At 77.2% G+C, this 12,741-nt stretch carries 13 protein-coding genes and 1 tRNA gene; 8 read left to right on the top strand and 6 right to left on the bottom strand.

The features are described 5' to 3' along the window. Positions 1 to 70: 70 nt before the first annotated feature. The 4 genes from DSZ44_RS10010 to DSZ44_RS09995 all read left to right on the top strand — a co-directional run bounded on the left by DSZ44_RS10010 (position 71) and on the right by DSZ44_RS09995 (position 3,774). A tRNA-Sec gene (locus DSZ44_RS10010) sits at positions 71 to 165 on the top strand. 20 nt (positions 166 to 185) lie between these two features. Further along, a complete protein-coding gene (selA, locus tag DSZ44_RS10005; RefSeq protein ID WP_110852588.1) occupies positions 186 to 1,487 on the top strand; it encodes an L-seryl-tRNA(Sec) selenium transferase in 1,302 nt (433 codons plus the stop codon). Further along, entirely contained in the window at positions 1,487 to 3,241 is a 1,755-nt protein-coding gene (locus DSZ44_RS10000; RefSeq protein ID WP_110852480.1) for a SelB domain-containing protein, read from the top strand. The genes selA and DSZ44_RS10000 overlap by 1 nt, the downstream gene beginning before the upstream one ends. 35 nt (positions 3,242 to 3,276) lie before the next feature. Continuing rightward, positions 3,277 to 3,774, top strand: a complete 498-nt coding sequence (locus DSZ44_RS09995) for an ATP-binding protein (protein ID WP_220035151.1) — start codon at positions 3,277 to 3,279, stop codon at positions 3,772 to 3,774. Here the strand turns inward: DSZ44_RS09995 and menD are convergent. The 4 genes from menD to DSZ44_RS09975 all read right to left on the bottom strand — a co-directional run bounded on the left by menD (position 3,771) and on the right by DSZ44_RS09975 (position 7,415). After that, entirely contained in the window at positions 3,771 to 5,444 is a 1,674-nt protein-coding gene (gene menD, locus DSZ44_RS09990) for a 2-succinyl-5-enolpyruvyl-6-hydroxy-3-cyclohexene-1-carboxylic-acid synthase (RefSeq protein ID WP_110852479.1), read from the bottom strand. The two genes, DSZ44_RS09995 and menD, sit on opposite strands and share 4 nt — an antisense overlap. Beyond that, positions 5,441 to 6,430, bottom strand: a complete 990-nt coding sequence (locus tag DSZ44_RS09985; protein WP_258369396.1) for an o-succinylbenzoate synthase — start codon at positions 6,428 to 6,430, stop codon at positions 5,441 to 5,443. The genes menD and DSZ44_RS09985 overlap by 4 nt, the downstream gene beginning before the upstream one ends. 66 nt (positions 6,431 to 6,496) lie before the next feature. Further along, positions 6,497 to 7,054, bottom strand: a complete 558-nt coding sequence (locus tag DSZ44_RS09980; protein ID WP_110852478.1) for a TetR/AcrR family transcriptional regulator — start codon at positions 7,052 to 7,054, stop codon at positions 6,497 to 6,499. Continuing rightward, entirely contained in the window at positions 7,047 to 7,415 is a 369-nt protein-coding gene (locus tag DSZ44_RS09975) for a DMT family transporter (protein ID WP_110852477.1), read from the bottom strand. Before DSZ44_RS09975 ends, DSZ44_RS09980 begins: the two co-directional genes overlap by 8 nt. Before the next feature lie 86 nt (positions 7,416 to 7,501). Here DSZ44_RS09975 and DSZ44_RS09970 point away from each other — a divergent pair, with 86 nt between their 5' ends. Then, positions 7,502 to 8,455: a 1,4-dihydroxy-2-naphthoyl-CoA synthase gene (locus DSZ44_RS09970; RefSeq protein ID WP_110852476.1), complete on the top strand. Its 954-nt coding sequence runs from the start codon at positions 7,502 to 7,504 to the stop codon at positions 8,453 to 8,455. A gap of 296 nt (positions 8,456 to 8,751) precedes the next feature. Here the strand turns inward: DSZ44_RS09970 and DSZ44_RS09965 are convergent, their stop codons facing one another. Continuing rightward, positions 8,752 to 9,786 (bottom strand): DUF3048 domain-containing protein, encoded by a 1,035-nt coding sequence (locus tag DSZ44_RS09965; RefSeq protein WP_110852475.1) that lies wholly within the window; start codon positions 9,784 to 9,786, stop codon positions 8,752 to 8,754. A gap of 62 nt (positions 9,787 to 9,848) precedes the next feature. Between DSZ44_RS09965 and DSZ44_RS09960 the strand changes: the two genes are divergently transcribed. Both DSZ44_RS09960 and DSZ44_RS09955 read left to right on the top strand, forming a co-directional pair. Next, on the top strand, positions 9,849 to 11,042 hold the full coding sequence (locus DSZ44_RS09960) for an AMP-binding protein (RefSeq protein ID WP_110852474.1): 1,194 nt from the start codon (positions 9,849 to 9,851) through the stop codon (positions 11,040 to 11,042). Positions 11,043 to 11,082: 40 nt separating this feature from the next. Then, positions 11,083 to 11,952 (top strand): 1,4-dihydroxy-2-naphthoate polyprenyltransferase, encoded by an 870-nt coding sequence (locus DSZ44_RS09955; protein WP_110852473.1) that lies wholly within the window; start codon positions 11,083 to 11,085, stop codon positions 11,950 to 11,952. On the opposite strand, the gene DSZ44_RS09950 is transcribed toward DSZ44_RS09955, so the two are convergent. Then, the gene (locus DSZ44_RS09950) at positions 11,949 to 12,227 is read right to left on the bottom strand and encodes a DUF4229 domain-containing protein (protein WP_110852472.1); all 279 of its coding nucleotides are present in this window, start codon (positions 12,225 to 12,227) and stop codon (positions 11,949 to 11,951) included. The genes DSZ44_RS09955 and DSZ44_RS09950 overlap by 4 nt on opposite strands. Before the next feature lie 70 nt (positions 12,228 to 12,297). Between DSZ44_RS09950 and DSZ44_RS09945 the strand changes: the two genes are divergently transcribed. Beyond that, the gene (locus DSZ44_RS09945; protein ID WP_110852471.1) at positions 12,298 to 12,693 is read left to right on the top strand and encodes a PLD nuclease N-terminal domain-containing protein; all 396 of its coding nucleotides are present in this window, start codon (positions 12,298 to 12,300) and stop codon (positions 12,691 to 12,693) included. Positions 12,694 to 12,741 lie beyond the last annotated feature (48 nt).

Genomic DNA, 12,741 nt, shown 5'->3' with positions numbered 1-12,741 from the left:
TCCAGCCTAGGTCTCCCGGGGCACGGCCGACCACCTGCGCACCGGCGCGCGGCTGGCTAGGCTGCACCGCGGAGGCGTACCTCGTCTGGTGACGGGCGCGGTCTTCAAAGCCGTTGTGGTCGAGGACCTCGGCCAGGCGGGTTCGATTCCCGTCCGCCTCCGCCACCGACCCAGGGAGATCCGTGGTGCCCGATCCTCGGCGCGCGACGCCGCGCACCGACGCCGTCCTCGCCGACCCCGCACTCCTGGCGGCCGCCGAGCGCCTGGGCCCCGCGCTCGTCAAGGACGCGGCACGCCGCGCGATCGAGCAGTGCCGGCAGGGGCGGGTCGAGCCGGGCGACGTCGTGACGGCCGCGCTCGCCCTGCTCCCGACGACGGCGACGACGGTCCGCCCGGTCGTCAACGCGACCGGGGTGCTCGTCCACACGAACCTCGGCCGCGCGCCGCTGTCCGCGGCGGCCGTCGAGGCGCTGACGGAGGCGGCGGGCACGACCGACGTCGAGCTCGACCTCACGACCGGGCGGCGCGGCCGGCGCGGGCGCGGTGCCCTCGAGGCGCTGGCCCGGGCGGTGCCCGACGCCGGCGCCGTCCACGTCGTCAACAACGGGGCCGCGGCGCTCGCGCTCGTCACCCTCGCCCTCGCGGCGGGGCGGGAGGTCGTCGTCGCGCGCGGGGAGCTCGTCGAGATCGGGGACGGCTTCCGCATCCCCGAGCTCCTCGAGTCGGTCGGCGCCCGGCTGCGGGAGGTCGGCACGACCAACCGGGTGCGCCTGGCGGACTACGCGGCCGCCGTCGACGGCGGGGACGTGGCCTTCGTGCTCAAGGTCCACCCCTCGAACTTCGAGGTCACCGGCTTCACCTCGAGCGTGCCGGTCGAGCAGCTGGCGACGCTGCCCGTGCCCGTGGTCGCGGACATCGGCTCCGGCCTGCTGGCGCCCCATCCGCGGCTGCCGCAGGAGCCCTCGGCCTCCGCCACCCTGCGGGCGGGCGCGACGGTCGTGACGGCCTCGGGCGACAAGCTGCTCGGCGGTCCCCAGTGCGGGCTGCTGCTGGGGCAGGCGGAGCTCGTCGAGGGGCTGCGGCGGCATCCCTTCGCCCGGGCGCTGCGGGTCGACAAGCTCACCCTCGCCGCGCTCGAGGCCACCCTCACCGGCCCGGTGCCGCCCGTCCCGGCCGGTCTCGAGACGGACGCGGCGGCGTTGCTCGAGCGGGCCCGGCGGATCGTGGCGGCCCTCGGGCCGGACGTCGGGGCCGAGGCGGTGCCGAGCGTCGCCGCGGTGGGCGGGGGCGGCGCACCCGGGGTCGAGCTGGCCAGTGCGGCGGTCGCCGTCGACGCCGGCTGGGCAGAGCCGCTGCGGACCGGCCCCACGCCCGTCCTCGGCCGCGCCCACCGCGGCCGTCTGCTCCTCGACCTCCTCGCGGTCCCGCCGTCGCAGGACGACGCCGTCGTCGCGGCGGTCCGGGCGGTCGCCGCGGGAGGGGCGTGATGCACGTCGTCGCGACGGCGGGGCACGTCGACCACGGCAAGTCGGCTCTCGTCACCGCGCTGACCGGCGCGCAGCCGGACCGGCTGGAGGAGGAGCAGCGGCGCGGCCTGTCCATCGAGCTCGGCTACGCGTGGACGACGCTCCCCGGCGCCGGCGAGGTCGCCTTCGTCGACGTCCCGGGCCACGAGCGCTTCATCAGCACGACCCTCGCGGGGCTCGGCCCGGTGCCGGCCGTCCTGTTCGTCGTCGCGGCGGACGACCCGTGGATGCCGCAGGCGACCGAGCACCTCGCCGCCCTCGACGCGCTCGGGGTGGAGCACGGCGTCCTCGCCGTCACGCGCGCCGACCTCGCCGACCCCGACCCCGCCCGCGAGCGCGCCCTGGCCGAGCTCGCGACCACGTCCCTGCGCGGCGCCCCCGCGGTGACGGTCTCCGCCCGCACCGGCGAGGGGGTCGAGGAGCTGCGCGCCGCCCTCGCCACCATGCTCTCCGCGCTGGCCCGGCCGCCGGCGCAGGAGCCGGTGCGGCTGTGGGTGGACCGCAGCTTCTCCATGCCGGGGGCCGGCACCGTCGTCACCGGCACGCTGCCCGCCGGGCGGGTGCGTCCCGGGGACGGGCTCGCCTCCTCCCGCGGCGGGCACCGGGTCCGGGCGGTGCAGTCCCTGGGTCGCCCGGTCGAGGAGGCGCAGGGGCCGGCGCGCGTGGCCCTCAACGTCTCGGGGCGCGTCGAGCGGGGTGCGGTCCTCGTGGCTCCGGGGGCTTGGCACCACACCGAGGTCGTCGACGTGCGGCTGGGCGAGGTGCGGCTGGGGACCGGTGAGCCGCCGCAGCGCCCGCTGCTCCACCTCGGCTCGACGGTGCTCAGCGTCCACCACCGCCCGCTCGGGCCCGGGCTCGCCCGGCTGACCGCCGAGCGGCCGCTGCCGCTGCGGGTGGGAGACCGGGCGCTGCTGCGGGACCCCGGCACCCGGCGGCTGTGGGCCGTCACCGTGCTCGACCCCGCTCCCCCGCCGCTCCAGCGCCGGGGCGCCGCGCGGCTGCGGGCCGATGCTCTGGCGGCGGCCCACGGTCAGGCGGACGTCGCGGCGGAGGTCGCGCGGCGCGGCGTCGTGGCCGTCGAGCTGCTCGCCCGGATCGGGGTCCCCGTGGGCGCGGTCCCGACCGGAGCCGTGGCGGCCGGCGGGTGGCTCCTCTCGGCCGAGCGTGCTGCTGCCGCGGCGCGGGCGGCGCTGGAGGTGGTGACCGAGCACGCGAGCGCCGCGCCGCTGGAGCCGCCGCTCACCGTGGCGGCGCTGGCCGAGCGGCTGGGGCTGCCGACGACGGAGCTCGCGGCCGCCGTCGTCGGGGACCCGCTGCGCCTCGAGGCCGGCCGTGTGCGGCTGGTGGGCGACGACGACGTGCCCGCCGACGTCCGCGCCGCGGTCTCGGCGCTCCACGAGCGGCTGGACGGCTCCCCCTTCGCGGCCCCCTCGGCGGACGAGCTGCCCGCGCTCGGGCTGAGCCCCAAGGTGCAGGGCGCCGCGGTGCGGGCGGGCCTGCTCCTGTGCCCGGCACCGGGCGTCGTGCTGCTCGCGGGGGCCGACGACCTCGCCGCTGCGCGGCTGGGCGAGCTGGCCCAACCCTTCACGGTGAGCGACGCCCGCGGCCACCTCGCCACGAGCCGCCGGGTGGTGCTCCCGCTCCTCGCCCACCTCGACCGCACGGGCCGCACCCGCCGCCTGCCCGACGACCGCCGGCGAGTCACCGGGCGCTGAGCCACCAGCGGTCGCCGACGGCCGGGGGATGCCGCATGCTCGGTGCTGCTGCCCCCACCGCGACGAAGGACACCATGCCCCACCACGACGACCCCCGGGAGTCCGACGAGGGGCTCACTCCCTCGAGCCCGTCCGCCCGCTACCAGACGCTCCGCCGCTGGACGCTGTCCACGGCCGACGGGATCCGCACGGTCCGCCAGCAGCTGCGGGCGGAGCTCGGCCTCGGCGACTCCCCCTCGGGCACCCTGGGGACCGTGCCCGAGCGCATGATCCTCGTCGCCTCCGAGCTCGCCGCGAACGCCATCGAGCACGGCCGCCCGCCGACGATCGTCACCCTGGGTCGCGACGGCAGCCGCTACCTCCTCGAGGTCGCCGACCACGACCCCTACTCGGTGCCGGTCCTCGCCGGGCACCGCGCCCCCGGGGCGGGTGGCTTCGGGCTGCAGATCGCCCGGCGGGTGGGTCAGGACGTCGGCTGGTACACGACGGGCACGACCAAGCACATCTGGGTGACGTTCTCACCCCACGACTAGGCGCCCGGCGCCTGCTCGCGCCGGACGGCGTCGCTGACGCGGGCCGCGAGACGTTCGCGCTGCTGCCGCAGCTCGCTGCGGTCCAGCACCACCTCGACGACGGACCTGCCGGCGACCGGCGCGGTGAGGACCGCGCCCAGCTCCTCCAGGCCCCCGACCGCCGTGTGCCGGACGCCGTAGCCGGCGCACAGCGCCGCGACGTCCACCTCCTGCGGCGTGCCGAAGACCCGCTCGAAGGTGGCCGCCCGCTCGGGGGCGCCGTGCTCGAGGGTCGCGAAGATCGCCCCGCCGCGGTCGTTGAGGAGCACCACCTGGAGGTCCACCTCCTCCTCGAGCGTGCCGCGCAGCAGCGCCCCGGCGTCGTGGAGGAAGGTGAGGTCACCGAGCACCGCGCGGACGGCGCCGCCCGTGGCGAGCGCGAGCCCCGTCGCGGTGGCGACCGTGCCGTCGATGCCGGCCAGTCCGCGGTTCGCGACGACACGCATCCCCTCGGGCAGCGCCGGCACGGCGAGGTCCCAGTCGCGCACCGTCATCGACGAACCGAGGACGAGCGTCTCCCGCCCGCCCTCCGCGTGGGCAGCCGCTGCCGCCGCGGCCACGGCGCGGGCCACGCCCAGCCCGTCCAGCTCCCCGTGCGCGGCCAGCACCCGCTCGGCAGCGGCTCCGGACCGCTGCCACCGCGCCAGCCACTCGCCGTCGTCGTCCCCGGGGAGGACGCGCACCCCGCCCGCGACCCGCGCGGCGGTGCCGGCGACGTCGGGCCACACCGCACCGGTGGGCGCGACGACGACGACGTCGACGTCCGGGCGGGCGAGCAGCGCGCTGACGGGCCGCGAGAGCGTGGGGTGGCCGAGCACGAGGACGCGCTCGACCTCCTCGCCGAGCTCGGTGAGGAGGAGGCGGTAGGCGGCGACGGCGTGCGAGCCGGTCCGCGCGCCCGAGGTCGGCTCGGCGAGCAGCGGCCAGCCGCCCGCCTCGGCGAGACGTGCCGCCACCGGCCCCGCGCCGTCACCGGCGACGACGACGGTGCGCCCACCCGCGGGCACGTCCACGGTGCCTCCCGGCCCGCGGACCGCGACGACGTCACGCCGGGCGGGCGGCTCCCCCGGCCGCCAGGCGGCACCGGGGACGAGCGGGTCACGGAAGGCGACGTTGAGGTGCACCGGCCCCGGGTCACCGGAGCGGGCACCGCTGGCGGCGGCGAGCGCCCGGACGACCAGCTGGCGCGAGGCGGCCGGGGGCGTGTCCGCGGGCAGGTCGGCCTCCCAGCGCGGGGCGGCGGCGAAGAGGCCGACCTGGTCGGTCGTCTGGCTCGCTCCGGTGCGGCGCAGCTCGTGGGGGCGGTCGGCGCTGAGGACGACGAGCGGGACGCCGCTGTGCGCCGCCTCGAGGACGGCCGGGTGGAGGTTGGCGACGGCCGTGCCGGACGTCGTGACCACCGCCGCGGGCACCCCGTCGGCGCGGGCCAGGCCGAGCGCGACGAAGCCGGCCACCCGCTCGTCCACGCGCACGTGCAGCCGCAGCCACCCGGCGTCGTGCGCGGCGAGGAGCGCGTAGGCGAGCGGGGCGCTGCGCGAGCCGGGGGCGAGGACGACGTGACGAACCCCGCCGCTGACGAGAGCGGTGACGAGCTCGCGGGCGAGGAGCGCGGCAGGCGCCTCGGCGTTCACCGGCTCGCTCCCGCCAGGGCGGCGACGTCGGCGAGCCGGGCGCCCCACCGGCGGCTCACGTCCGGCGGGGCCGCGACGGCGGCGAGGCTGGCCTCCGTCGGGGCAACGGTCGTCACGGGCAGGTAGCCGCCGTGCGGGACGAGCGGCTCGGGGACGGTGTCCCGCTCGAGGAGGCGGACGGTGCCCAGGCCACAGGCGTGGTGGAGCTCGGGCAGGGCCGCGGCGAGCGCGACGCCCGCGGCGATGCCGACCGAGGACTCCAGGGCGGAGGACACGACGACCGGCAGCCCGACCTCCTCGGCCAGCCGCAGGCAGGCGCGCACGCCGCCGAGCGGCTGCACCTTGAGGACGACGACGTCGGCCGCCTCGGCCCGCCGCACGGCGAGGGGGTCCGCCGCGCGCCGGATCGACTCGTCGGCGGCGATGGGGACGTCGGTGCGGCGGCGCAGGGCGGCGAGGTCCGCGACGGTGGGGCAGGGCTGCTCGGCGTACTCCAGGCCGCCGGCGGCACGGTCGAGGAGGGCGAGCCGCGCGAGCGCGGTGTCGAGGTCCCAGGCGGCGTTGGCGTCGATGCGGACGAGCCCGCCGGGGCCGAGGGCGTCGCGGACGGCCTCGAGCCGGGCCTGCTCCTCCCCGACGTCCTGGCCGGGCTCGGCGACCTTCACCTTGGCCGTGCGACAGCCGTCGCTCGCCGCGACGATCGCGGCGGCCTCCTCGGGCCCGACGGCGGGGACGGTGACGTTGACGGGGACGCGGTCCCGGACGGCGGAGGGCCAGCCGAGCTCGGCGGCCTCCAGAGCGGCCGCGAGCCACGGGCGCGACTCGGCGTCGTCGTAGTCCCAGAACGGGGAGAACTCCCCCCAGCCGGCCTCGCCGCGCAGCAGCACGCCGTCACGGGTGGTGAGGCCGCGGAAGCGGGTGGTCATCGGGCTGGACCAGACGGCGACGGGCGGCGGGACGGCACGGCGCCCGGGCGAGGAGGTCACCTCCCGAGGATAGGCCGGGCGGCGCTACCCGAGCAGGACCAGGGCGGGACCGCACGCACCGGACCTTCAGAGGACGAGGCCGAGCAGGCGGCGGGCCTCCGCGCGCGGGTCGCGGCCGTCGCTGAGGGCGGCGAGCACCGCGCCGTCGACGACCGCGAGCGCCACCTCCGCCACGCAGGCGCTCCCGGCGGCGGTGAGGACACGGCCGACGGCGGTGCGGATCGTCTGCCGCCCGTCGCGGTAGGCCGCGGCGACGGCCGTGCTGCGCCCGGCGCCGGCGAGCTGCTCGTAGTGGCCGCGCACGCCCGCGGGCGGGGGCAGGAGGGCGTCACAGAGGAGGTCGAGAGTCTCCTCGCGGTCCGGCCGCGCCTCCTCGGCGCGCTCCGCAGCCCACTCGGCCTGCTCGGCCCACAGCTCGGCGATGAGCCGGGCGCCCTCACCCCGCAGCTCCTCGAGGTCGCGGAAGTAGTACGTCGTCGCGGACAGTGACGCACCGGCCCGCGCAGCCACGCGCCGGTGGGTCACCTGCGCCGGGCCCTGCTCGAGGATGAGCGAACCCGCCGCCTCGACGAGCTCGGCCCGCCGCCGCGGACCCCTGCCCTGCTCGCCCGCCGGGTCACTCACCGCTGGTCACCGCCCCGGGGGCGGTGGCCGTGTCCGCCACCGCACTGTCGGCGCTCAGCTGGAGGCCGGCGATCCCGGCGATGACGAGGGCGATCGAGACGATCTTGAGCACCGAGACGCCCTCGCCGAGCCACACCATGCCGATCGTCGCCGTGACGGCGGCCCCGATGCCGGTCCACACCGCGTACGCGACACCGACCGGCAGCGAGCGCAGGGCGTACGCGAGCCCGAGGAAGCTCAGGCCTGCGAGGAGGACGAACCACACGCTCGGCCAGAGCCGGGTGAAGCCCTCGGACGCCTTGAGGGCCAGTGCCCACCCGGCCTCGAGGAGCCCCGACGCCATCAGCACGACCCACGCCATCCCACACCTCCAGTACACGCGTACCACGAACGGCACGAGCGTACCGGCAGAGCGTGCCGCGGAGGACGCCGCCTAGGCTGGTGCGCATGAGTGAGCCCGTGCCGACCGACCAGCCCTTCGACCCGAGCGCCTGGCGCCCGGTGGAGGGCTTCGACCTCACCGACCTCACCTACCACCGCGCGGTCCGCGACGGTCGGGACCTGCCCGCGGTCCGCATCGCCTTCGACCGGCCCGAGGTCCGCAACGCCTTCCGCCCGCAGACCGTCGACGAGCTCTACCGCGCCCTCGACCACGCGCGGATGACGTCCGACGTCGCCGCCGTCATCCTCACCGGCAACGGGCCCAGCCCCAAGGACGGCGGCTGGGCCTTCTGCTCCGGCGGGGACCAGCGCATCCGGGGGCGCGACGGCTACCGGTACGAGACGGAGGACGCCGACCCGCTGGCCGGGACCGCGCAGCGCCGCGAGCAGATCGACCCGGCCCGCGCCGGCCGGCTGCACATCCTCGAGGTCCAGCGCCTCATCCGCACCATGCCGAAGGTCGTCATCGCCGCGGTGAGCGGCTGGGCGGCCGGCGGCGGGCACTCGCTCAACGTCGTGTGCGACCTGTCTCTCGCCTCCCGCCAGCACGCCCGCTTCAAGCAGACCGACGCGAACGTCGGCTCCTTCGACGCCGGCTACGGCTCGGGCCTGCTGGCCCGCCAGGCCGGGGACAAGCGTGCCCGCGAGATCTTCTTCCTCGCCCGCGAGTACTCCGCCGAGGACGCCGAGCGCTGGGGCGTGGTCAACGAGGTCGTCGACCACGCAGACCTCGAGTCGACGGCGCTGGAGTGGGCACTCACGGTCGCGGGCAAGTCACCGCAGGCGATCCGGATGCTCAAGCTCGCGTTCAACATGGTCGACGACGGCCTGGCCGGACAGCAGGTCTTCGCCGGGGAGGCCACCCGCCTGGCGTACATGACCGACGAGGCCGCCGAGGGACGTGACGCCTTCCTCGAGCGCCGCGACCCCGACTGGTCACGCTTCCCGTACTACTACTGACACAAAAAAGCGGCTGTACCCGCAGCGCCCGGGCCCTCCATCCCTGTCAGCCGCTGCGGGTACAGCCTTGTACGTGCCGCGTCGCGCAGGCCTCCACTCCTGCGTGAAGCGGGCACGCCCCCCGTTACCGTGCCTGCCACACCCCCTACGACATCGGAAGAAGCTCGTGGAGCGCGGTCACAGGAACAAGCATGCCGTTCCTCACAGTGCCGAACCATCGGTCACCAGCACCGATTCGGGCGGATCGCCGTCCTGCCCGGGCATGACGCCGATCTCCCCCTTTCGCACGACCGCGCTCAGCGCTGGACGTCGACCCCGCCCCGGTCGACCGGCACGAGCTCGACCCACGTCGTCCCGGGCGCGAGCGCGACGTCGTCGCCGGCGGCCGTCGTGAGGGTGACGGGCTCCCCGAGCGCCGCCTTGGACCAGGTGGCGGGCACGACCCGTCCGCCGGAGGCCACGAGCGCCTCGCCGGTCCCCGTCATCACCGTCTCCGGGACGGCGTCGCCGGACTGGTCGCGGCCCTCGGACGCGACGACCTCCACGCGCATGACGACGACGTTCTCCGCACCGAGGACGTCCCCGGCCACCGACGTGGCGGGCTCCCCCGCCTCGTCGCGCAGCCAGCGGTCCGCGCCGCCGTCCCAGGTCCAGCCGGGCGAGGTCTGCGGGAAGCTCAGTCGCAGCGCGGTGGCCGGCTCGCCCTCGAGGACGGCGGTGGCCTCCTCGCCGTCGGCCGCGAAGCTGAACTGCTCGGGCGGTGGCTCGGCCGCCTCCGCCTGGGTGAGCAGCTCGGGCAGACGGCCGTAGAGGTTGTGGGGCGCGCGACGGTCGGCGCTGCGGAAGAAGCCGGCGTGCCCGGCGTCGTGGGAGATGAGCTGGACGCCCGCCTCCTGGACCGAGCCGAGGAAGAGCGGCTGGCCGCCGGAGATGACCTGCGGTCCGCCGAGCGGGGCGACGATGCCGGCGTCCATCGGCCGCACGGAGCGGATCGGCCCGACGACCTCGGGGAGGCGGGAGTGGAAGACGGCGTTGAAGCGGGTGATGCCGCCCTCGACCATCTCCTCCCACACGACGTCGGCCTCCTCCAGCCCCGTCTGGGGGCGCGCCATGGCGGTGTTCTCGACCTTGACGGCCACGGCGGGGCGCTCCTCGGCGTCCTCGCCGGGCACACCGGTGAGCGGCCACGTGGGGACGGCCTCGGCCGTGGGTGCGACCGTCGTCGGGGCGGGGCTCGGCGTCACGGTCTCGCGCGGCGCCGAGGAGGCGCAGCCCGTGAGCGCGAGTGCCGCGAGGGTGAGTGCCGCGAGCCGGCGGTGCCGTCCTGCCATGTCGTCCTCCCTGTCGGTTCCGGGGGCTCACGGTACCCGCGCCGGAGCCATAGCCTGGCGGCATGAGGTCCCAGGACGGCCGCCCGGCCACCGTGCTGCCCGGGGGCACCGGCGTGCCCGCCGTGACCGCCGTGCTCGCGTCGTTGCCCGCGGCGCTGGACGGCACGGCACCGGCCCTGCGGGTGGTGGACCCGGAGGCGCCCGTGCCGCCCGCCCCCACGGCACCCGCCGGGGTCGCGGCCCTCGTCGCGACCTCGGGCTCGACGTCGGGCACCGGCCACCTCGTCGCGCTCGACGGCGCCGGGCTCGTCGCCTCGGCCCGCGCCACCTCCGCACGGCTCGCCGGCCCCGGGCAGTGGGTGGCCTGCCTGCCGGTCCACCACGTCGCGGGCCTCCAGGTGCTCGTGCGCTCGGTCGTCGCGGGCACCGAGCCTGTTGTCCTCGACACCTCCGCCGGGTTCCGCGCCGGTGACCTCGCGGCCGCGGTGCGCCGCCTGCGCCCGGACGTCCCGGGCTACCTCTCCCTCGTCCCCACCCAGCTGGCCCGCGTCATGGCCGACGAGCACGCCGTCGCCGCCCTCCGCGGCCTCGCGGCGGTCCTCGTCGGCGGCGCCCGCACCGCCGGCGCGCTCCTCACCGCCGCCCGGGACGCCGGTGTGCCCGTCGTCACGACCTACGGGATGACGGAGACGGGCGGCGGCTGCGTCTACGACGGTGTGCCGCTCGACGGCGTCGACGTCGAGGTCGACGCCGGGGGAAGGATCTGGCTCGCGGGTCCCGTCCTCGCCCGCGGCTACCTCGACGACGACGCCGCCGACCGCGACACCTTCCGCGAGCGCGACGGACGTCGCTGGCTGCGGACCAACGACCGCGGCTCCCTCGCCGGAGGCACCCTCACCGTCCTCGGCCGCCTCGACGACGTCGTCCTCTCCGGGGGGCTCAACGTGTCCACCGCCGCGGTGGAGCAGGCGCTGGGCGAGCTGCCCGGGGCCGGGGAGTGCGTCGTCGTCGGTGTCCCCGACGAGCACTGGGGCGCGCTCGTGACGGCGGTCGTCGTGGGTGACGGCGTGCCCGGCCTGGAGCAGGTGCGCGAGCACGTCGCGGCGAGGCTGGGACGCCACCACGCGCCGCGGGCGCTCGTGCGGCTGCCCGAGCTGCCGCTGCGGGGGCCGGGCAAGGTCGACCGGCTGACGGCCGCCCGGCTGGCCGCCGAGCTCCTCGCCGTGGAGGACCACCGGACCGAGCGCATGCGCTGAGGGCGGATATTCTGGTCGCCGTCCCCCAGCAAGGAGCTCCATGGCCACGTTCGCCGACTGGGTGGAGGGCGCGCGTGTCCGCACGCTCCCCGCCGCCGCAGCCCCCGTCCTCGTCGGCACCGGCGCCGCCTACGACCTGGGCTCCGGCTCCGTCCTGCGCGCCCTGCTCGCCGCCGGCGTGGCCCTCGCCCTCCAGGTGGGCGTCAACTTCGCCAACGACTACTCCGACGGCGTGCGGGGCACCGACGACGTCCGCACCGGCCCCCCGCGCCTCACCGGCTCGGGCGCGGCACGCCCGGGCACGGTACGGCGCGCGGCCTTCGCGTCCTTCGGGCTCGCGGCGGTGCTGGGCCTGGTGCTCTGCGCGCTGGCGGGCACGTGGTGGCTCGTCGCGGTGGGCGCGCTGTGCGTCGTCGCGGCCTGGTACTACACCGGCGGCCGCAACCCCTACGGCTACCGCGGCCTCGGCGAGGTGGGCGTGTTCGTCTTCTTCGGGCTCGTCGCCACCCTGGGCACCACCTACACCCAGGCACTGGCCGTGTCGTGGGCGGCGCTGGCAGCGGCGGTGGGCATCGGGCTCATCGCCTGCGCGCTGCTCATGGTCAACAACGTCCGCGACATCCCCACCGACACCGTCGCGGGCAAGCGCACGCTGGCGGTGCGCCTCGGGGACCGCCGTGCGCGCCTCGGCTACGTCGCCATGGTCGCCGTGCCGCTCGTCCTCGCCCTCGCCGTGGCCGCGGCCCACCCGTGGGCGCTGCTCACCCTCCTGCTCGTGCCGCTGGTCGTGCGCCTGGCGCGGGTGGTCCTCGGCGGGGCCCAGGGGCGCCAGCTCATCGTCGTGCTGCGCGACACCGGCCTCCTCGAGCTCGGCTACGGCGTGCTCCTCGGCCTGGGGCTCCTCCTCTAGTCGGTCCGGCGGTCCTCGCCGTCGACGATCGCGTCCTCCTCGGCGGCGTCCTGGGCGATGGCCTCGTCCAGGGAGTCCGCCGTCCGGCGGCGGCGCTCGGCGATGACGGCGGCCGCGGCGTCGGCCTGGCGCGGCAGCAGCAGGTAGGACAGCAGCGCCCCGACGACGACGGCGACGACGGCGACGAGCCAGCCGCGTAGGCCGAGCAGCCACAGGAGCGCGAAGGCGCCGGCGATCAGCGCGAGGCGCAGGAGCGTGTAACGCAGGATGGGCACGCGACCAGCCTACGTCGCCCTCACGGCCCGCCCCCCGGCGAGTCCCTCCACGACATAGGCTGGAGGAGACATGCTGAGATTCCTGTTCATCGCCCTCATCGCCCTCGTCGTCTACGCCCTCGTCGACTGCGTCCGCACCAACAACGCCGACATGCCCGGCGGACTGCCGAAGGCGCTGTGGGCCATCCTCATCGTCGTCTTCCCCGGCGCCGGCGCGCTCGCGTGGCTCGTGGTGAGCCGGGCGACCCGGCAGGCCGCGGGCCAGGTCCGCGGAGGCAGCGCGCCCGTCGGCCGCCCCTCACGTCCCGGCCCGCGCCGGCCCGCGCCGCGCCCGCTGGCCCCGGACGACGACCCGGAGTTCCTCGCCGGTCTCGGCCGGCAGCAGCCCGCCGAGCCCCCGGCGCCCGAGCCGACCACCGACGAGGACGCCGAGGACGAGGACGGACAGCCCGGCCCCCGCCGCTGACCACCACCCCTCCCTCGGCGGGCGCGGACGCCCTGCCGCTGGCAGGCT

This window comes from Georgenia satyanarayanai, from assembly GCF_900116375.1.
Taxonomy (GTDB): Bacteria; Actinomycetota; Actinomycetes; order Actinomycetales; family Actinomycetaceae; genus Oceanitalea; species Oceanitalea nanhaiensis.
The sequence above is the reverse complement of the archived record's forward strand: the minus strand, read 5'-3'. Positions and strand labels throughout refer to the sequence as shown.